This window comes from Sphingobium sp. B8D3A (assembly GCF_025961995.1).
Lineage (GTDB): Bacteria > Pseudomonadota > Alphaproteobacteria > Sphingomonadales > Sphingomonadaceae > Sphingobium.
In genome coordinates, this window is sequence record NZ_JAOQOS010000001.1 from 311,817 (window position 1) to 330,569 (window position 18,753).

Consider the following 18,753-nt stretch of genomic DNA (forward strand, 5'->3'; position numbering starts at 1 on the left):
ATTGCACACAGCGGGGCTAAAGCGCCACGCCATGACAGACGATCTTCAAAAGCCCGCCGCACCCGTCGCCAAAGAGTGGATCATGGCCATCGCGCCTTATGTGCCGGGCAAGTCGAAGGCGGACGATGGCCGCGAGGTCGTGAAGCTTTCGTCCAATGAAAATCCCTTCGGCACGGCCGAGCCGGTGCGCGCGGCATTCCGCTCCGCTGCCGACTGCCTGGAGCGCTATCCCGACTCCGCTGCGGTGGAACTGCGCGAGGCGATTGCGCAGCGGCATGGGCTCGATCCGGCCCGGATCATCTACGGCACCGGGTCGGATGAAGTGCTGCACATGGCTGCCGGCACCTTTGCAGGCGCGGGCGACGAGATCATTTTCATGCGCTATGGCTTCTCCGTATACCCGATCGCGACGCGTCGCGTCGGCGCAGTGCCCGTCGAGGTCGCGGACAAGGATTATGCGACGGATGTCGATGCCATCCTGGCCCATGTCACGGACCGCACCCGACTGGTATTCCTCGCCAATCCGAACAACCCGACCGGCACGTTCACACCCCGCGCGGAGATCGCCCGCCTGCATGCCGGACTGCCGCCGCATGTGCTGCTGGTGCTGGATCAGGCCTATAGCGAATATCTCGACGCCGAGGATGACGATGGCGGGCTGGAACTGGCCCGCACCGCACCCAATGTGCTGGTCACGCGCACCTTCTCCAAGATCTTCGGCCTTGCTGCCGGCCGGGTCGGCTGGGGCTATGCCAGTGCGGAGGTGATCGACGCGATGCATCGTATCCGCCAGCCCTTCTCCTTCCCGATCGCCTCGTCCCGCGCGGCGGTTGCGGCGCTGGAGGCGCAGGACTTCGTGGAGAAGAGCCGCGCTCACAACAGCGAATGGCGCGCCTGGTTCGAGACGGAGATCGGCGCTCTCGGTAACAAGGGCCTGCGCGCCGTCCCCTCCAAGGCCAATTTCAGCCTTGTGCTGTTCGAGGGCGAGACGAGCGCCGAGACGGCCTATAAGGGCCTGATGGACGCCGGCTATATCGTGCGCTGGCTGCCCGGGCAGGATCTGCCCAATGCCCTGCGCATCACCATCGGCACGCCGGAAGACATGAAGGGGCTCGTCGCTGCACTCCGCCGGATCGTCGGCGCCTGATGCTGCCCTTTTCGCGCGTTGCCATCATCGGGCTGGGCCTGATCGGATCGTCGCTGGCGCGCGCCCTGCGGGCCTATGCGCCGACCGTGCGGGTGGTCGGGCACGATGCCAATCCGGAAGTGCGGGACACCGCGCGCCGGATCGACCTATGCGATGACGTGACGGACACGCCCGGCGCTGCGGTCATCGATGCCGATCTGGTGGTGCTGTGCGTGCCGCCGGGCGCGATGGCGCCGGTTGCCGAGGCGGTCCGCGACGATCTGGCAGCCGATGTCATCCTCTCGGAGGTGGCCTCCTCCCAAGCCAGCATCATCGCCGAAATCCACCGGGTCCTGCCCGATGTGACGCTGGTGCCGGCACATCCGGTTGCCGGCACGGAGAATAGCGGCCCGGAGGCAGGCTTTGCGACGCTGTTCCGCAACCGTTGGTGCATCCTCACGCCGCCGGCCGGGACCGATCCGGTTGCGGTCACGCGGGTCGAGGCGCTGTGGCAGCGACTGGGCGCAAATGTCGAGATCATGGATGCCGCGCATCATGATCTGGTGCTGGCCGTCACCAGCCATTTGCCGCACCTCATCGCTTATACGATCGTGGGCACGGCCAATGATCTGGAGAGCGTGACGCGCAGCGAAGTCATCAAATATTCGGCCGGCGGCTTTCGCGACTTCACCCGCATCGCCGCATCCGATCCCACCATGTGGCGCGATGTCTTCCTCACCAACAAAGACGCGGTGCTGGAGATGCTTCAGCGCTTCTCGGAGGATCTCTCGCAACTGCAACGGGCCATTCGCTGGGGCGATGGCGATGCGCTGTTCGAGCATTTCAGCAAGACGCGGGCGATCCGCCGCTCGATCATCGAGCAAGGGCAGGACGACGCCGCGCCTGACTTCGGGCGGCAGCACGAATAATCGGCCGCCGAAACACAGCGATCGCTTCCGCAGCGTATATCCCTGACAGGATATGACGCCTGTACCCGGCTCGGGCATGAGCGCGCCCTCACGACATTTGGGGGGAAAGCAAAATGCCTATCAAGATGAAGACCTGTCTCGCACTGAGCACCGCCACGCTTCTGGCGGTGTCGCCCGCCTTCGCAGAAGATGCGCGCTACTCGGTCGGCGTCACCGCCGGCACGCTCGGCGCCGGGCCGGAAATGGGGATGCGGATCAATGAGACGTTCGGCATACGAGCCAGCGCGTCCTTCTTCGATTTCAGCCATGACATCGACGTGAACGACCTGACCTATGAGGGCAAGCTGAAGCTCGAGTCCTATGGCGCCGTCGCGGACGTCTATCCGTTCGGCGGCGGGTTCCGGCTTTCCGGTGGTTTCCGCATCGCCAAGAACCGGGTCAGCGCTACGGCGACGCCGACCGAGCCGGTCACCATCGGCGATGTTACTTATACCCCGAGCGAGATCGGCACGCTCTCCGGCACGATCCGCGCTAAGGACTTCGCCCCGCTGCTGACCGTGGGCTATGCGGGTGGCCTGACGCGCGGCATCAAGTTCGGCGTGGACGCCGGCGCCATGTTCCAAGGCACGCCGCGCGTGGATGCGCTGCGCGCCACCGGCAGCCTCGCCACCAACGCGGCTTTCCAGGAGCAGTTGCTCAAGGAACAGGCGGACGTCGACGACGAGGTCAACAAGTACAAGGTTTACCCTGTGCTGCTGTTTTCGTTGTTCTACGCCTTTTGACCTGACAGCGCAGGAATGAACGACGGGGCGCGCCTAAATAGAGCGCCCCTTTATCCAATGTCCCGCGCGATCAGCGGCGTTTGACCGGCCCCTTGCGGCGCGCGGTGTGCCGGATGTTCGGCGGACGTCCGGGGCGGCGTGCGGTTGCGCTGCTACCGGGGCGGCGACGGTCCTTGCGTTCGGGCATGTGGCTGGCGCCGTGCGGAATCTCGAAGCGCAGCGCGCCGCTTACTGGGTCGGATTCGGCGATGCGCAGGTCGATGCGGTCGCCCATGGCATAGCGATCGCCGCTATCCTCGCCGATCAGCGCCTGCTGCACTTCGTCATAGCGAAAATATTCCCCGCCGAGCGTCGAGACCGGGACGAGGCCATCGCCGCCCAGTTCGACAACGGTGGCGAAGAAACCGAAGCTCTGCACACCGGTGATGCGGCAGGCCATGATCTCGCCGACATGCTGCGCCAGAAACGCCGCGACATAACGGTCGACTGTTTCGCGTTCCGCTTCCATCGCCCGACGCTCATATTGGCTGATCCGCTCGCCGATGGGCGCGAGATCGGCCACGTCTTCCGAAGAGAGCCGCGTGTCGCGCGGGAGCGACTTGTCCGCCGGGGCGGGCATTTCCAGCCCATAGGCGCCGACCAGCGAGCGATGCACCAAAAGGTCCGAATAGCGCCGGATCGGTGAGGTGAAGTGCGCATAGGAGCCGAGCGACAGGCCGAAATGGCCGAGATTGCGCGGGCCGTAATAGGCCTGCGTCTGGCTGCGCAGGATCTGCTCCATGATCTGCGGCCGCGCGGCGGCATCATCCGGAATCTGCTCGATCAGCCGGTTGAAGGTCTTGGTGGTGATCACCTGCCCGAGCGCCAGGCTGATGCCGTAGGTTTCAAGATACTCCTTAAGCGTCGTCAGCTTCTCCCGGCTGGGCGGCTCATGGACGCGGTACATGACCGGCGCCTTCTTGGCTTCCAGCGCCTTGGCGGCGGCGACATTGGCGGTGACCATGAAATCCTCGATCAGCCGGTGCGCATCCAGCCGTTCGCGGATAGCGATGCTGACGATGCGACCTTCCTCGTCGAGCACGACCCGGCGCTCGGGCAGGTCGAGATCGAGCGGACCACGGGCATCGCGTGCCTTGGCGAGCGCCCGCCAGCAAGCCCAGAGCGGCACCAGTGCGTCGTCGATCAGCCCATCGCCCTTGAGGCGCTCGATCAGGCCGGTGTCGAGTCGGATGTCGGAGAAAGTCCGCTCGGGCTTGCCTTCCACGCGGTCGATCGCGCCCTGTGCCATCTCATAGGGAATGTTGGCGGCGACACGGATGATCGCGCGGGTAAAGCGCCAGGATTTGAGCGCGCCGCCCGGCCCAATGACGAGATGACAGGCCAGTACGGCGCGATCCGCGCCTGCCTTGAGGGAGCACATGTCCGACGAGAGCGCGTGCGGCAGCATCGGCACGACACGGTCGGGGAAATAGACGCTGTTGCCGCGCTTGCGCGCGGAGCGATCCAGTGCCGAGCCGGGCCGTACATAATAAGAGACGTCAGCAATGGCGACGATGGCCTTGAAGCCGCCTTCATTGGCGGGATCATCGTCCGGCGCGGCCCACACGGCATCATCGAAATCGCGGGCATCGACCGGATCGATCGCCACGATGGGCAGGGCGCGCAGATCTTCGCGCTCATCGGCATGGAGGGGCAGGTCGTGGACCTTCGCCGCTTCGGCCTCGGCCTCCTCGGGAAACACGTCGGGAATGCCATATTTGTGAATGGCGATCAGGCTGAAGCTACGCGGCTGGAAGGGGTCGCCAAGCACGTCCGTCACCCGCGCCGTGACGCGCGGCGGTCGGCCACTCTTCTCGGCCAGCACGAGATCGCCCGGCTGCGCATCGCCCTGGTCGCTGATCGGCGTCTCATAGCGGATGCGTTTATCGACGGGACGCAGGATCAGCTTGCCGCGCTCGTCCTTGGCGACCACGCCGAGCATCTGCTCGGTCGCGCCGGCCAGCTTCTTCATGGGATGGGCGACCCAGCCATGACCGGCCTGCTCGGTGCGCGCCAGAATCCGGTCGCCAATGCCCAGCGCGCCGCGCTTGCCGCGCTCGATGACGCGCAGCTTGGGAATAGGGTGGCCCTCGGCTTCCCAGCGCTCCGGCACGGCGATGACCTGACCGCCATCGGACTCGACCACGCGCAGCACGGTGACCTTGGGGACGCCGCCCATCAGGTTGAAGGCCCGCGCCTTGCCGGTTTCGAGCAGGCCTTCATCGGCCATGTCGCGCAGCAGGGCCTTGAGCGCGATCTTCTCGTTGCCGCGCAGACCGAAGGCCTTGGCGATCTCGCGCTTGCCTGCCGGCTGATCGGCATTGCTGATGAAATCGAGGATCTGTTCGCGCGTCGGCAGGCCGGCGGGCTGAGGACGGGTGGGCTTTCTGGGTGGTGCCATAGCGTCGATATAGGCACGTGCCGGCGCCGGCGCTAATCAATTGCAACTCGGCCCGTTCGGCGCATTTCGGGACTCGGCGAGGAGCGCGAGTCGACGGATGGGATTTGCGCCGGCAAGCGAGCCTGCTATTTGCGGGGAGATTTCCTCAGCCCCGCAGACGTCCGGGAGGTCGGACGGACGCCGGGCCGAGCGACGGATCTAGAGAATGTTTTTTGGATAGGAAGCCGATTGTGCCGATGCCGGCAGACCAGTCCAACCCAGCGGCCGCTCGGCCTTCCCGCACGAACCTGCTCCTGTCCGCGACCATCGAGGCGGAGGGGATCGCCGCTCCGGTGCGCATCCGTAATCTCTCCGAGCACGGCGCGTTGCTGGAAGGCGCTGCGCTGCCGCCGGTCGGTGCTGGCCTTATCTTGCGGCGCTTGCAGCTTGAGATGGGCGCCACGGTCATTTGGGTGGACAAGAATCGCTGCGGCGTGCGCTTTGAGGGCACGATTTCGGTGTCCGGCTGGCGCGAGGGCAATTGGATCGCTGCCGCAAGTCAGACCGGGCTGCCCCGCGTCGATGCGCCTCTGCCGTCATCACGGCCCGCTGGGGCTGGGACGGCGCCCCGCGCCTCTGCCCCGACTGCGGAGCTGGATCGGCGAATCGCCGAGGAACTGGATGTGCTCCGGCATCTGATCGAAGACCTCGGCACGCAACTGGTCGAAACGGTGGATGTCACGAGCCGGGCGACCGCCCTGCAGCAGTTCGATCTTGCGGCGCAGACGCTTGGCTATCTGGCCGAGGTGCTCAAGGCGGCCGATCGAGCAGTCGCCATTGACGCCATCGGCATGGAACGCCTCCGCCAGCGCCTGCTCGGCGGCGGCTGAGGGCTTGATCGACTTAGGGCCTATGTGCCCTTGATCGCACGCGGTGTGGCGCCTAAATTTTCCTTGCGGCGACCACGTTCCCGCCTCTGACGTCAAGACCGGGACGGCCCGGCGCTTTCAGGAGGCTGTCATGGCGTGGATTGCGCTTTTTATCGCGGGTTTGTTCGAGGTCGTCTGGGCAACGGCCATGAAGCAGTCGGATGGCTTCACCCGGCTATGGCCCACCTTCGTCATGATCGGGGCGATGCTGCTCAGCTTTGCCTGTCTGGCCTGGTCGCTGAAGATTTTGCCACTCGGCACGGCCTATACGATCTGGACGGGCATCGGCGCGCTCGGCGCATTCGCTGTCGGCATCGCGTTTTTTGGGGAGGCGCTTACAGTGCTGCGATTGACCGCAGCGGCGCTGATCGTTTCGGGCCTCGTCCTCATGAAGATTTCAACGCCGGTCTAGATCGTCTGGAGTAGCCAGCGGCCCGCACAATCCGGCCGCTGGTTTGACTTCATGCCTAAAGGCAGGCAGGTTGGCCGCCCAATTTGAGATAAAACAGGAGCTTATCGCCGGCCCCCTCGCGGTCGCGCCCATTGTCATGATTGATTCTATTCCCTCGGCAACCGACCCTTCCTTTTCCATTCCCCTTTTCGATCGGTGGTTCGCCGGTCTGCCGGCCTGGGCTGAAAGCCTCGCCGGGCTGGCAATCCTGATCGCGGTCGCGGCGCTCGCGAACTTCATCTTCAAGTCGATCCTGCTGCGCATGGCGCTGCGCGTCCTGCCGCACGATACGCCTGCACTTGGCCGCGCGGTGGCCCGGCTGACCAATATCGTCCCGGCTATGGTCGTCTCACGCGGGATCGCGGCCGTGCCGCATCTGCCGCCGTCGCTGGTGACGGTGGTGCAGAATGTGGCGGGCGCGTTCGTGATCCTCACCATCGTGCTGGCGCTCAGCCATGCACTGACCTTCGTCAACGATCTCTACCAGCGGCGGCCGCACGCCGTGAACCGGCCGATCAAGGGCTATATCCAGGTTCTCAAGATCGTGCTGTTCGCGGCGGCGGCGATCCTGATGATCGCCCAGCTGATGGATAAGTCGCCGCTGCTGCTGCTTTCGGGCCTTGGCGCCATGGCGGCAGTCGTCATGCTGGTGTTCAAGGATACGATCCTGTCGCTGGTGGCGTCCGTCCAGCTGACCTCCAACGACATGCTGCGCGTGGGTGACTGGATCGAGATGCCGCAGCTCAATGCTGATGGCGACGTGATCGACATCGCGCTGCACACGGTGAAGGTGCAGAACTGGGACAAGACGATCACCACCATCCCGACTCACCGGCTGATCGAGGAGAGCTTCAAGAACTGGCGCGGCATGTCCGAATCCGGCGGGCGGCGGATCAAGCGCTCGCTGATGATCGACCAGACCAGCGTGCGGTTTCTGTCCGATCAGGAAGAGCAGAGCCTGCGCCGCTTTGCGCTGCTGGGCGACTATTTGGTGGAAAAGCAGGCGGAGCTGGAGCGATGGAACAGCCGCATCGCCCATGACGGCCTCGATCCGGTGAACAGCCGGCGGGTCACCAATTTCGGGACATTCCGGGCTTATATGGCCGCCTATCTGCGGGCCAATGCGCGCATCTCGAAGGAGATGACGCTGCTGGTGCGGCAATTGGACCCGACGCCGCAGGGCATTCCGCTGGAAATCTACTGCTTCACTACCACCACGGCTTGGGCGGCCTATGAGGCGATCCAGGCCGACATCTTCGACCATATGCTGGCCGTGCTAGACTCTTTCGATCTGCGGGTGTTCCAGGAGCCGAGCGGACGGGATCTGCGCCAACTCAAAGCCGCCTGAGATGGGAAAGGGGGCGAGGTCGGGCCCCGCCCCCTTTCCCGATCAGTCGCGCAGCAGGTCGTTGATGCCCGTCTTGGAGCGGGTCTGTGCGTCGACGGTCTTGACGATGACAGCGCAATAGAGGCTCGGGCCGGGCGTGCCGTCCGGCAGCGGCTTGCCGGGGAGCGAGCCGGGCACAACCACCGAATAGGGCGGCACCTCGCCCATATAGACCTTGCCGGTGGCGCGATCGACGATCTTGGTCGACTGGCCAATGAAGACGCCCATCGACAGTACCGAGCCCTGGCCGATGCGCACGCCCTCGACGACTTCCGAGCGCGCGCCGATGAAGCAATCATCCTCGATGATCACCGGGTCGGCCTGCAGCGGCTCCAGCACGCCGCCAATGCCGACGCCGCCAGAGAGGTGGACGTTCTTGCCGATCTGCGCGCAGCTGCCGACCGTCACCCAGGTGTCGACCATCGTGCCGTCACCCACGAACGCACCGATATTGGTGAAGCTGGGCATCAGGATGACGTTCTTGCCGACATAGCTACCGGCGCGAACGATGGAACCGGGTACAGCGCGGAAGCCGGCGGCGCGGAATTCCGCTTCACCCCAGTTTGCGAATTTGGAGGGCACCTTGTCCCACCAGTGGCCGGCGCCGGGGCCATTGTCGATCAACGCATTGTCGTTGAGGCGGAAGGAGAGCAGCACGGCCTTCTTGAGCCATTGGTTGACCTGCCAGCCATTAACGCTGGGCTCGGCCACCCGCGCTTCGCCGCTATCCAGCAGCGCCAGCGCCTTCTCCACCGCCGCACGGACGTCACCCGTGGTGGACAGGCCGATATTGGCGCGGTCCTCCCACGCGGCATCGATGGTGGCGATCAGCTTGGTATCGGTCATGACGTCCCTCGTATTTCATCGCGAGTGCGGAGTGTGGGCCGCCCCTTAATGCGTTTTGGCGCGATGCTGAACCGCTTTGTGACCGGGGCGTTGGCATTTCGGCAGTTGCTGTGACCGATGTCCTGTCGCCAGCAAGGCGTTGCGCTTCGCGGCTGATTCGACGCGGACTTTGCTGGTCTCGACTGAACGGGCCGGCTATGTCCCCGCACAGCCAAATCCCGATGATCGCACGTGAGCGGAAGGAACAGATTTATGAGCCGGATCAGTTTGCAACAGGCCAATGCGGTTATCGAGGGCGTCTTCGCGCAAGGGCAGGCCGCAGGGTTCAAGCCGCTGAGCGCCGCCGTCGTGGATGCTGGCGGGCATTTGATCGCCTTTCAGCGCGGCGATGGCGCTTCTTTCGCGCGCGCGCAGGTGGCGACGGGCAAGGCGGCCGGGGCGCTCGCCATGGGCGTTTCGTCACGCAAGCTGGGGGATATGGCGCAGGAGCGCCCCTGGTTCATCGGGGCTTTTGCGGCCTCCGCGCCGCATGCGGTGATCCCGGCGGCCGGTGGCGTCATCATCGTCGACGATGAGGGCGTGGCGATCGGCGCGGTCGGGGTGACCGGCGACACATCGGACAATGACGAAGCGGCCGCGCTGGCCGGGCTGGCAGCGGCTGGCCTCAAGGCGCAGGGCTGAACGGCGGGGATGCAAGGCATGACGAACAAGGTGGACCGCGCCGGGCTCTCGGTGGCGCAGGAACTGGCCGACTTCATCGAGCAGCGCGCGCTGCCGGGTACGGGGCTGACTGCGCAAGACTTTTGGGCCAGGACGGCAGCGATCTTTGCCGATTTTGCGCCGCGCAATCGTGCGCTGCTGACGAAGCGCGACGATCTTCAGGCGCAGATCGACGCCTGGCATGAGGCGCGGGCCGGCCAGCCGATCGATCAGCAGGCCTATGAGGCTTTCCTACGCGAGATTGGCTATCTGGTTCCAGAGCCGGCGCCCTTCACCATCGATCCGCAAAAGGTCGATGCCGAGCTCGCAACGCTGGCCGGGCCGCAACTGGTGGTGCCGGTGCTCAACGCCCGCTTCCTGCTCAACGCGGCCAATGCGCGCTGGGGTAGCCTGTACGATGCGCTCTACGGCACGGATGCCTTGCCGGGAACGGCCAAGCCGGGCGGCTACGATTCCGAGCGCGGCGCGCAGGTCATCGCCTGGGCCAAGGCCTTTCTCGACAGGGCCGTGCCGCTGGTGTCCGGGAGCTGGGCGGACATGGGCGATCCCGCCAAGGGCTTCGCCATCGCGGACGGCACCCAATATGTCGGCCAGACGCCCAAGGGCCGCCTGTTCCGCAAGAATGGCCTGCATATCGAGGTGGTGTTCGACCGCAATCACCCCATCGGCAAGAATGACCCCTCGGGCATCGCTGACGTGGTGATCGAATCGGCGCTCTCGACCATTGTCGATCTGGAGGATTCGGTCGCGGCCGTGGATGCGCAGGACAAGGTGGCGGCCTATGCCAACTGGCTCGGGCTGATGCAGGGTGACCTCTCCGCGACGTTCGAGAAAGGCGGTAAGACGCAGACGCGCAGGCTCAATCAGGACCGGGTTTTCAAGGATCGCGAGGGGTCGGAATGGTCGCTCAAGGGACGCAGCCTCCTGCTCGTCCGCAATGTCGGCCATCTGATGACCACGCCGGCGATTGTGCTGCCCGATGGCGCCGAGGCGCCCGAGGGCATTCTCGATGGTATCGTGACCAGCCTGATCGGCCTGCACGATCTCAATGGCGCCGGGCCGGTGCGCAACAGTCTCGCCGGCAGCGTCTACATCGTGAAGCCCAAGATGCACGGGCCGGAGGAATGCGCCTTCACCAACGATCTGTTCGATGCGATCGAGGATATGCTGGGCATGGACCGGCACACCATCAAGGTCGGCGTAATGGACGAGGAGCGGAGGACGTCTGCCAACCTCATGGCCTGCATCGCGGCGGTCAAGGATCGGGTGGTGTTCATCAACACCGGCTTCCTCGACCGGACGGGCGATGAGATTCACACATCGATGCGAGCCGGGGCGATGATCCGCAAGGGCGACATGAAGAGCGCCGCCTGGATCAAGGCCTATGAGGATCGCAACGTGCAGATCGGTCTGGCCTGCGGATTCTCTGGCCGGGCGCAGATCGGCAAGGGCATGTGGGCGGCGCCGGACCGGATGGCCGACATGCTTGAGCAGAAGATCGCGCATCCCATGAGCGGGGCGAACACGGCCTGGGTACCCTCACCGACGGCGGCGACGCTGCACGCGACGCACTATCACACCGTCGATGTGGCGGCGCGCCAGCAAGAGCGCGGGCGCGAGCTGGTGGCGCCGCTTTCGGGCCTGCTCACCGTGCCGCTCTCACCTGGCACCAACTGGTCCGAGCAGGAGATCGTCGAGGAGCTGGAGAATAATGCGCAGGGGATTCTCGGCTATGTCGTGCGCTGGATCGATCAGGGGGTTGGCTGTTCCAAGGTGCCGGACATCAACGACATCGGCCTGATGGAAGATCGCGCGACGCTGCGCATTTCTTCCCAGCATATCGCCAACTGGCTGCTTCATGGCGTGTGTACGCCGGCGCAGGTCGATTCGGCCTTCGAGAAGATGGCGGCCAAGGTCGACGCACAGAATGCCGGCGATCCGCTCTATCGACCGATGGCAGGCCATCCGGAGAGCCTTGCGCTGAAAGCCGCACGGGCCTTGGTGTTCGAGGGCGTCGCGCAACCAAACGGCTATACCGAGCCCCTGCTTCATGCGTGGCGATTGCGGGTGAAGGCGCAGGACAACCGGGCATGAAAATGGGCGGCTCCGCAGGGAGCCGCCCAATTCGTTTCAGCGTTGTGCGCGCCGCGTCTTAAGGATTTGCGGTCGCCGGCTGCTGGCTCGCCATGTCGGCCGAGGCCAGTTCCTGGATCTTCTTCACGAGATCCGGATTGGTCCGGGTCGCCTGGGCAATCTCGTTGTACCGCGCCGGCGTCAGGCCATTGGACTGCACGGCGGCGAGCATCTGCTCCTGCTTGGCGTCTGCAGCGACCGTTGCGTCCTTCTGGATCTTGTCCGCTTGGATGGCGGCCTTGGCAAAACCGACCAGCTCCGCATCCGTAAAGCTCGCTGGAGCAGCTGCCGTGGCCGGTGCGGCCGGAGAAGCTGGCGCTGCGGGCGAGGCGGGGGCAGCCGGCTGTGTAGTGGCCGGCGCTGCGGTGTCCTGCGCCATGGCTGGCACAGCAATGCCGCCGCTCAGCAGCAGCGCAGCGGTGTAAAGCAGTGATGACTTCATGACGGATACCTTTCAGATGTTTTGAACCGTGCTTGAAAGGTAGGGAGCGACGGGGAGGGGGCAAATAAACGTCGATTACACGTTTAATCACCGGGGTGAGGTGTGTCTGCAGCGCCACTCATGCACCGTAAGTCGATGATTTCTCGTGGCCCACAACCACCCTTCACGGGCTGGCTCTGCGTTCTTCACAGCAAATGGGGAAAATGGTGCTGCCGGCGAGGATTGAACTCGCGACCTCAGCCTTACCAAGGATGCGCTCTACCACTGAGCTACGGCAGCACTGCCGTTCGCAGGGGTACCCCGCGTCAGCAAGGCCGCGCCTATGGCCTTACCGTCTGGCCTTGTCAAGGCGACTTGCAGCGTAAAAGCCGGATTCGTAAAGTAAGGGCATGAGTACCCCGCCCTCCGACCGCCAACGCCGGCTCGCCGAAGCGCTGCGGGCCAATCTGCGCCGCCGCAAGGGGCAGGCCCGTGCCAAGACGGATGCGCCGGATTCAAAGGCCACGCTGGATCAACCTGTCGAGGGGCGCGAGGAGGAGGCTCCTACGGATCGCTAGGGCGTCGCAGCGGCTCAACCAGCCTTCCTGACGGTTACTGTCACCATTTGACATTGTTCGTTCGATCGAACAAATATCCTTCATGCGGCCTCCATCGTCATTGTGCTGGTCATCGTCGAACGCCGCTCGACGAAGGATGTCGAGATCGAGCGGGTCAGGGACGTGCCACCAGCCCGTCCGCCACGCCACGACGGGCGAAGAAAATGCATGAGGCCGTGACCCGCACGCGCAAGAAAGCGCTAGCAACGGATATCGGGGCCGCATCCGTGGACACGGAAAGCCCTGCAAGAAGCGATCTTCCGTTGCAGATTATTGAGGCAGCTCTTGAGCAGTTCGGCCGCTTCGGCTTCGACGGGGCCAGCACGCGCGAAATTGCTCGCGCCAGCGGGACGGCGATGTCCTCGATCACCTATCATTTCGGCTCCAAGGAAGGGCTATACCTCGCCTGCGCCGACCATATCGCCTCCGTCGTCGCCAGTATCTACGCGCCGCTGATCGCCATCATCGAGAAGCAGCCGCCCCAGACCCCCGCGCAGGCCCGCACGCAGATGCTGGCGCTGCTGGAGACGCTGGCGCGCTTCCTGCTCTCGTCGCGCTCGGCGACCTTTGCGCAGTTCGTGGCGCGTGAGCAGCAGCACCCGACCGAGGCCTTCACGCGCCTCTACGATGGATTGATCGGGCCGCTGGTGGAGACCGCGATTCTGCTCTCCGCCGTCACGCGGCCATCGCTTGCCGAAGCGGAGCGCCGCCCGCTGATCCTCCATATCATGGGCATGGCGCTGATTTTGCGCCTCGGTCGCGCCTGCGTGGTGCGGACCATGCAAGTGCCCGATCTCGATTCCGCTACGGGCGAGGCGCTGGTCGCCAGCCTGCTCAAGTCCGCCGAAACCCTGCTCACCGAGGAATGACGCCATGACCCGCCAGCGCCTGATCGTGCTCATCATCGTCACCGTCATGCTGATCGCTGCCGTGAGCACGCGCGGCTTCGGGCTGCTGGGGCGGGATGACGGGCCTCTGACGCTCTATGGCAATGTCGACATTCGGGAAGTGGATCTCGGCTTCCGGGTCGGCGGACGGATCGCGCAGATCCCGGTCGAGGAAGGCCAGCGGGTCAAGCAGGGCATGCTGCTGGCCGAGCTGGACCGGGCCTCCATCGATAGCGCCGTCGCCCAGTCCGATGCGCGCGTGGCGCAGGCTCGCGCGGAACTGATCAAGCTCCAGCGCGGCAGTCGGCCGGAAGATGTCGCTCAGGCGCAGGCTCGCTTTGCGGCAGCGCAGGCGGCGGCGCGCGATGCCCAGCGCGACTATGAACGCCGGCAGCCGCTGGTCGCCCCGGGCGCAATCAGCCGCGATGTGTGGGAATCGACCGTCGCCATGCGCGATCGCGCTAATGCCCAGCTCGCTGAAGCGCAGGCGGCGCTGACCCTGGTGCGCACCGGCGCGCGGCGCGAAGATATCGAGGCGGCGCGCGCGGCGCTGCAGGCGGCAGAGGCATCCCGCAAGGGCGTTGGCACCGATCTCGATGACGCCCGCCTGCTCGCGAGCGTGGATGGTGTGGTGGTGACCCGTGCGCGCGAACCCGGCGCGATCGTGGCGCCGGGCGAAACCGTCTTCACGCTGGCCATCGATCGCCCGGTGCGCGTGCGGGCCTATGTGGCGGAGAACCAGCTCAGCCGGATAGCCCCGGGCATGACGGTCACGATCACGGCGGACGGCAACCCCAAATCCTATTCCGGCATCATCGGCTATATTTCGCCGCGCGCGGAATTCACCCCCAAGACGGTGGAGACGAGCGACCTGCGCACCGACTTGGTCTATCGCTTGCGGATCGTCGTGGATGATCCGGACGGCAAGCTGCGGCAGGGCCAGCCGGTGAGCGTTGCCATCGCCGATCCCGCCCCCACAGCGAAGCGCTGACCATGCGCGGGACGTCGCCATCGCGACGGAATAACGGCGGCAGGCCGATATGAGTGACCTCGCGCCAGTCGCTGGCGATAGCCAGCCGGTCGCGACGGCCACGGGGATCGTGAAAGCGTTCGGCGACACACGTGCGCTCGGCGGGGTCGACCTGGTGGTGGTGCCGGGCAAGGTCACCGGGCTGGTGGGGCCGGATGGTGCCGGCAAGACAACGTTGATTCGCGTGCTGGCCGGGTTGATGCGGGCGGATGAAGGCACCGTTTCCATTCTCGGCGCGCCGCCTGCCGATCGCCTTGATTCGATCGGCTACATGCCGCAGCGCTTCGGCCTCTATGAAGACCTAACCGTGCGCGAGAATCTCGTCCTTTATGCCGAGATGCGGGGCCTGCCGCGCGATGCGCAGGAGAGCGTCTTCAAGCGCCTCCTCGAATTCACCGACCTTGCCCGCTTTCAGGCGCGCCCGGCCGGCAAGCTCTCGGGTGGCATGAAGCAGAAGCTGGGCTTGGCCTGCGCGCTGGTGAGCACGCCGCCATTGTTGTTGCTCGACGAGCCGGGCGTGGGCGTCGATCCGATCAGCCGCCGCGAGCTGTGGGCCATGGTTGCCGAGCTGACCAAGGAGGGCATCGGCGTGCTCTGGTCCACCGCCTATCTCGATGAGGCCGAGCTGTGCGACACGGTGTATCTGCTGAGCGACGGCCGGACGCTGTTCACGGGCCCGCCGGCCACCCTGACCGATGCGATCAGCGACCGCGTGATTCGGGTCACCGGTTTTGCCGAGCGCCGCCGGCAAGCGCTCACCCGCGCGCTCGACCGGCCGGACGTGATCGACGGCACCTTGCAGGGCCGCGCGATCCGCCTGCTCATCGGCGAGGGCCATTCGGTGCCCGACGCCGACGCGCTCGATATGGGGCCGGAAACGCAGGTGTCTCGGGCGCCTGCGCGCTTCGAGGACGGGTTCATCGAGCGGCTGGGGGGCGGGCCGGATGGGACCAGCGCGCTGGCGGCGGCCTATCGCGAGATTCCCGCCAGCGATGCACCCGCCATCGAAGCCAGGGGGCTGACCAAAAGATTTGGCGACTTCACGGCGGCGCGCGATGTGAGCTTCACGGTTCCGCGTGGCCGGATTTTCGGTCTGCTGGGGCCAAATGGCGCGGGCAAATCGACCACGTTCAAGATGCTGTGTGGCCTGCTCACGCCGAGCGAGGGCAGCGGATCGGTCGCCGGGCACGATCTGCGCCGGGCCGCCGCACAGGCCCGAGGATCGCTGGGCTATATGGCCCAGAAATTCTCGCTCTATGGCGATCTGTCGGTCGCCCAGAATCTCGACTTCTTCGCTGGCGCTTATGATCTGGCTGGCGCACAGGCGCGCGCGGCGATCGAGCGGGTTACCGACATTTTCGAGCTGGGCGGCAACCTCAAGCGCAATGCCGGGACGCTGCCGCTCGGCTTCAAGCAGCGCCTCGCTCTGGCCTGCGCGGTGATGCACGAGCCGCCGGTGCTGTTCCTGGATGAGCCGACATCCGGTGTCGATCCGGTCATGCGCCGCGAGTTCTGGACGCATATCAACGGACTCGTCCGGCGCGGCGTTACGGTGCTGGTCACCACCCATTTCATGGACGAGGCCGAATATTGCGACGATGTGACGCTCATCTATCGCGCGCAGCAGATCGCCAGCGGCCCGCCCGACTCGCTCAAGGCGAAAGCCGGCGAACTGACCGGCAAGGATGATCCCACGATGGAGGACGCGTTTATCGCCCTCATCGAGGCGTCCGACGCCCACCGGGAGGCGGAGGCCGCGGCATGAGTGGGACCGATCCCGATCCGACGCTGGCGCAGGTGGAGGCGCGTGCCGGCGCCATGGCAGGCTCTTCCCGCCGCCGGCTGCTGGCGCTGATCGTCAAGGAATATGCCCAAATCCGGCGCGATCCTTCGACCTTCCTCATCGCCTTTGCGATGCCGCTGCTGCTGCTCTTCCTTTTTGGCTATGCGATTTCCCTCGATCCGCGCGACACCAAGATCGCTTTGGTCGTGCAGGATGACAGCGCGCCGGCCGCGCGGCTGGCGCAGGCCTATGCCCATTCGCCCTATTTCCAGGTCACCCCGCTCAATGCCGTGCTGCCCGCCCGTACACTGATGCAGCAGGGGGCGATTCGCGGCTTCGTCGTCATTCCGCCCGATTTTGGCCGGGCCATGGCCCAGGGAACACCGCAGCCGATCCAGATCGTCACCGATGGCACCCAGCCCAATCAGGCGAATTTCGTCGCCAGTTATGCCGAGGGGGTCCGGCAGACATGGATGGCCGACGAGCTGGGTCTGCGCCTCGGGCGCAGGGCTGCGCCGCCCATCGATGTCTCCCAGCGCATGTGGTTCAATCCGGGCCTGCAGAGCCGCTATTTCCTCGTGCCCGGCGCCATCGCCATCGTGATGACGATGATCGGGACGCTGCTCACCGCGCTGGTCGTCGCGCGTGAATGGGAGCGGGGCACCATGGAGGCGCTGCTGGCTACGCCGATGCGGATGACTGAGTTCATTCTCTCCAAGGTGCTGCCCTATTTCCTGCTCGGCATGGTCTCCATGGCGCTGTGCACGGTGATCGCGGTGACCGCCTTCGGCCTGCCCTTCCATGGATCGATCTTCGCCCTGTTCGCCATCGCCGCCGCCTTCCTGCTGCCCGCGCTGGGACTGGGGCTGTTCATCTCGGCGACGACGCGCAACCAGTTCGTGGCCAGTCAGGTGGCGTTGCTCGCCTCCTTCCTCCCGACCTTCCTGCTCTCCGGCTTCATCTTCGAGATCGGATCGATGCCTTGGCCGATCCAGGCGCTGACCTATGCCGTGCCGGCGCGCTACCTCATTCCCGCGCTGCAAACCGTGTTCATGGCCGGGGACATCTGGGCGATCATCCTGCCCAACATCCTCATCATGCTGGGCTTTGGCTTCCTATTCTTCATCCTCTGCTTCCGCGCCACGCGGCGGAGCCTCGACTGATGCCGATGCTACAGTTGCCTGCCCGCTTCACCCGCCTGCGCGCGATGATCGTCAAGGAAATCTGGGCGCTGCTGCGCGATCCCAAGTCGCGCATCGTGCTTGTGCTGCCGCCGCTGATTCAGTTGCTGATCTTCACCTTCGCCACCACGCTGGACGTCAAGAATGTCGACATCGGCCTCGTCGATCGCTCCGGCGGCGTCCATGCGCAGGAACTGCTCCAGCGCATCGAGGGCAGTCCGCGCTTTCGGGACGTCATCGTGCTGCCCTCCATGGCGGCGATGGAAGAGGCGATCGACGAGCAGAAGGTGCTGGCGGCGCTCGTCATCCAGGAGGATTTCGATCAGCGCCTCGCGCGTGGGCAGAGCGCCACGCTTGGCCTGGTGCTGGATGGCCGCCGGTCCAATGCCGCACAGATCGTTGCGGGCTATGTGAACCAGATCGCGGCGGGTTATGGCGCGGAACTGGCGCCGATCAGCGCGCGCATGGCCGGCGGCAGCGCGGTGACCCATTGGTACAATCCCAGCCTCGACTATATGTGGTTCACCCTGCCGGGGCTGGTGGCGCTGATCATCTCCATCGCCGGCATCGCCATCACCTCGCAGGCGGTGGCGCGCGAGCGGGAACTTGGGACGTTCGATCAGCTGATGGTCTCGCCCATGCGGGTGCATGAGATTCTCATCGGCATGATGGTGCCACCGCTCTTGGTCGGCATGGTCAACGGCGTGTTGTTTCTGGTGGTGGCGCAGGTTGCCTTCGGGGTGCCTTTCACCGGCTCCTTCCTGCTCTTCCTCATCGCGATGCTCTTTTACCAGCTTGCCCTCATCGGCCTGGGTCTGCTCGTCTCGGCTATGTCGATGACGCAGCAGCAGGCGTTTCTCGGCTCGTTCATCGTCACCGTGCCGCTCATCCTGCTCTCCGGCTATGCCGCGCCGATCGAGAATATGCCGGACTGGTTGCAGATCATTACGCACGCCGATCCGGTCCGCTATTTCCTCATCATCGTGCAGGGCCTGTTCTTGAAGGCCATGCCCGCCGCCGTCGTGTTCCATCAGCTCTGGCCGCTTGGCGTCATAGCCCTCGTCTCTCTGAGTGCGGCGGCCTGGCTGTTCCGTGCCCGAATGGAGTGAAGT

The 18,753-nt window shown here is 65.2% G+C and carries 17 protein-coding genes and 1 tRNA gene; 14 read left to right on the top strand and 4 right to left on the bottom strand.

Annotated features, from left to right (window positions below):
• Positions 1-31 precede the first annotated feature (31 nt).
• From hisC to M2342_RS01520, 3 genes are all read left to right on the top strand, one after another.
• A complete protein-coding gene (gene hisC, locus M2342_RS01510; protein WP_264577777.1) occupies positions 32-1,147 on the top strand; it encodes a histidinol-phosphate transaminase in 1,116 nt (371 codons plus the stop codon).
• Positions 1,147-2,055: a prephenate/arogenate dehydrogenase family protein gene (locus tag M2342_RS01515; RefSeq protein ID WP_264577778.1), complete on the top strand. Its 909-nt coding sequence runs from the start codon at positions 1,147-1,149 to the stop codon at positions 2,053-2,055. Before hisC ends, M2342_RS01515 begins: the two co-directional genes overlap by 1 nt.
• 113 nt (positions 2,056-2,168) lie before the next feature.
• On the top strand, positions 2,169-2,837 hold the full coding sequence (locus tag M2342_RS01520; protein ID WP_264577779.1) for a hypothetical protein: 669 nt from the start codon (positions 2,169-2,171) through the stop codon (positions 2,835-2,837).
• Positions 2,838-2,907: 70 nt separating this feature from the next.
• On the opposite strand, the gene M2342_RS01525 is transcribed toward M2342_RS01520, so the two are convergent.
• The gene (locus M2342_RS01525; protein WP_264577780.1) at positions 2,908-5,277 is read right to left on the bottom strand and encodes a ribonuclease R family protein; all 2,370 of its coding nucleotides are present in this window, start codon (positions 5,275-5,277) and stop codon (positions 2,908-2,910) included.
• A gap of 236 nt (positions 5,278-5,513) precedes the next feature.
• Between M2342_RS01525 and M2342_RS01530 the strand changes: the two genes are divergently transcribed.
• From M2342_RS01530 to M2342_RS01540, 3 genes are all read left to right on the top strand, one after another.
• On the top strand, positions 5,514-6,146 hold the full coding sequence (locus tag M2342_RS01530) for a PilZ domain-containing protein (protein ID WP_264579964.1): 633 nt from the start codon (positions 5,514-5,516) through the stop codon (positions 6,144-6,146).
• Positions 6,147-6,276: 130 nt separating this feature from the next.
• A complete protein-coding gene (locus M2342_RS01535; RefSeq protein WP_264577781.1) occupies positions 6,277-6,597 on the top strand; it encodes a DMT family transporter in 321 nt (106 codons plus the stop codon).
• Between the two features lie 136 nt (positions 6,598-6,733).
• On the top strand, positions 6,734-7,984 hold the full coding sequence (locus M2342_RS01540) for a mechanosensitive ion channel family protein (protein WP_264577782.1): 1,251 nt from the start codon (positions 6,734-6,736) through the stop codon (positions 7,982-7,984).
• A 42-nt stretch (positions 7,985-8,026) separates the two neighbouring features.
• Here M2342_RS01540 and dapD read toward each other — a convergent pair whose 3' ends face one another.
• The gene (dapD, locus tag M2342_RS01545; RefSeq protein ID WP_264577783.1) at positions 8,027-8,869 is read right to left on the bottom strand and encodes a 2,3,4,5-tetrahydropyridine-2,6-dicarboxylate N-succinyltransferase; all 843 of its coding nucleotides are present in this window, start codon (positions 8,867-8,869) and stop codon (positions 8,027-8,029) included.
• A 252-nt stretch (positions 8,870-9,121) separates the two neighbouring features.
• Here dapD and M2342_RS01550 point away from each other — a divergent pair, with 252 nt between their 5' ends.
• Both M2342_RS01550 and M2342_RS01555 read left to right on the top strand, forming a co-directional pair.
• Positions 9,122-9,550 (top strand): GlcG/HbpS family heme-binding protein, encoded by a 429-nt coding sequence (locus M2342_RS01550; protein WP_264577784.1) that lies wholly within the window; start codon positions 9,122-9,124, stop codon positions 9,548-9,550.
• An 18-nt stretch (positions 9,551-9,568) separates the two neighbouring features.
• Positions 9,569-11,683 carry a malate synthase G gene (locus M2342_RS01555; protein ID WP_264577785.1) on the top strand — a complete coding sequence of 705 codons (2,115 nt, stop codon included), beginning with the start codon at positions 9,569-9,571 and terminating at the stop codon, positions 11,681-11,683.
• A gap of 58 nt (positions 11,684-11,741) precedes the next feature.
• Here M2342_RS01555 and M2342_RS01560 read toward each other — a convergent pair whose 3' ends face one another.
• Positions 11,742-12,164 (bottom strand): DUF4168 domain-containing protein, encoded by a 423-nt coding sequence (locus M2342_RS01560; RefSeq protein ID WP_264577786.1) that lies wholly within the window; start codon positions 12,162-12,164, stop codon positions 11,742-11,744.
• 204 nt (positions 12,165-12,368) lie between these two features.
• A tRNA-Thr gene (locus M2342_RS01565) sits at positions 12,369-12,443 on the bottom strand.
• A gap of 110 nt (positions 12,444-12,553) precedes the next feature.
• Here M2342_RS01565 and M2342_RS01570 point away from each other — a divergent pair.
• From M2342_RS01570 to M2342_RS01595, 6 genes are all read left to right on the top strand, one after another.
• On the top strand, positions 12,554-12,721 hold the full coding sequence (locus tag M2342_RS01570; RefSeq protein ID WP_264577787.1) for a hypothetical protein: 168 nt from the start codon (positions 12,554-12,556) through the stop codon (positions 12,719-12,721).
• Positions 12,722-13,023: 302 nt separating this feature from the next.
• A complete protein-coding gene (locus M2342_RS01575) occupies positions 13,024-13,629 on the top strand; it encodes a CerR family C-terminal domain-containing protein (protein WP_264577788.1) in 606 nt (201 codons plus the stop codon).
• A 4-nt stretch (positions 13,630-13,633) separates the two neighbouring features.
• On the top strand, positions 13,634-14,638 hold the full coding sequence (locus tag M2342_RS01580) for an HlyD family efflux transporter periplasmic adaptor subunit (RefSeq protein WP_264577789.1): 1,005 nt from the start codon (positions 13,634-13,636) through the stop codon (positions 14,636-14,638).
• A 49-nt stretch (positions 14,639-14,687) separates the two neighbouring features.
• Positions 14,688-16,442, top strand: coding sequence for an ATP-binding cassette domain-containing protein (locus M2342_RS01585; RefSeq protein WP_264577790.1), 1,755 nt, complete (start codon positions 14,688-14,690; stop codon positions 16,440-16,442).
• Entirely contained in the window at positions 16,439-17,623 is a 1,185-nt protein-coding gene (locus M2342_RS01590) for an ABC transporter permease (protein WP_264577791.1), read from the top strand. The genes M2342_RS01585 and M2342_RS01590 overlap by 4 nt, the downstream gene beginning before the upstream one ends.
• The gene (locus tag M2342_RS01595; RefSeq protein WP_264577792.1) at positions 17,623-18,750 is read left to right on the top strand and encodes an ABC transporter permease; all 1,128 of its coding nucleotides are present in this window, start codon (positions 17,623-17,625) and stop codon (positions 18,748-18,750) included. The genes M2342_RS01590 and M2342_RS01595 overlap by 1 nt, the downstream gene beginning before the upstream one ends.
• The last annotated feature ends 3 nt before the right edge of the window (positions 18,751-18,753 follow it).

Excerpts from the sequence above, each read along its gene's own strand:
- hisC (WP_264577777.1), top strand. The coding sequence starts at position 32 with ATGACAGACGATCTTCAAAAGCCCGCCGCACCCGTCGCCAAAGAGTGG.
- M2342_RS01515 (WP_264577778.1), top strand. The coding sequence starts at position 1,147 with ATGCTGCCCTTTTCGCGCGTTGCCATCATCGGGCTGGGCCTGATCGGA.
- M2342_RS01520 (WP_264577779.1), top strand. The coding sequence starts at position 2,169 with ATGCCTATCAAGATGAAGACCTGTCTCGCACTGAGCACCGCCACGCTT.
- M2342_RS01525 (WP_264577780.1), bottom strand. The coding sequence starts at position 5,277 with ATGGCACCACCCAGAAAGCCCACCCGTCCTCAGCCCGCCGGCCTGCCG.
- M2342_RS01530 (WP_264579964.1), top strand. The coding sequence starts at position 5,514 with ATGCCGGCAGACCAGTCCAACCCAGCGGCCGCTCGGCCTTCCCGCACG.
- M2342_RS01535 (WP_264577781.1), top strand. The coding sequence starts at position 6,277 with ATGGCGTGGATTGCGCTTTTTATCGCGGGTTTGTTCGAGGTCGTCTGG.
- M2342_RS01540 (WP_264577782.1), top strand. The coding sequence starts at position 6,734 with ATGATTGATTCTATTCCCTCGGCAACCGACCCTTCCTTTTCCATTCCC.
- dapD (WP_264577783.1), bottom strand. The coding sequence starts at position 8,869 with ATGACCGATACCAAGCTGATCGCCACCATCGATGCCGCGTGGGAGGAC.
- M2342_RS01550 (WP_264577784.1), top strand. The coding sequence starts at position 9,122 with ATGAGCCGGATCAGTTTGCAACAGGCCAATGCGGTTATCGAGGGCGTC.
- M2342_RS01555 (WP_264577785.1), top strand. The coding sequence starts at position 9,569 with ATGACGAACAAGGTGGACCGCGCCGGGCTCTCGGTGGCGCAGGAACTG.
- M2342_RS01560 (WP_264577786.1), bottom strand. The coding sequence starts at position 12,164 with ATGAAGTCATCACTGCTTTACACCGCTGCGCTGCTGCTGAGCGGCGGC.
- M2342_RS01570 (WP_264577787.1), top strand. The coding sequence starts at position 12,554 with ATGAGTACCCCGCCCTCCGACCGCCAACGCCGGCTCGCCGAAGCGCTG.
- M2342_RS01580 (WP_264577789.1), top strand. The coding sequence starts at position 13,634 with ATGACCCGCCAGCGCCTGATCGTGCTCATCATCGTCACCGTCATGCTG.
- M2342_RS01585 (WP_264577790.1), top strand. The coding sequence starts at position 14,688 with ATGAGTGACCTCGCGCCAGTCGCTGGCGATAGCCAGCCGGTCGCGACG.
- M2342_RS01590 (WP_264577791.1), top strand. The coding sequence starts at position 16,439 with ATGAGTGGGACCGATCCCGATCCGACGCTGGCGCAGGTGGAGGCGCGT.
- M2342_RS01595 (WP_264577792.1), top strand. The coding sequence starts at position 17,623 with ATGCCGATGCTACAGTTGCCTGCCCGCTTCACCCGCCTGCGCGCGATG.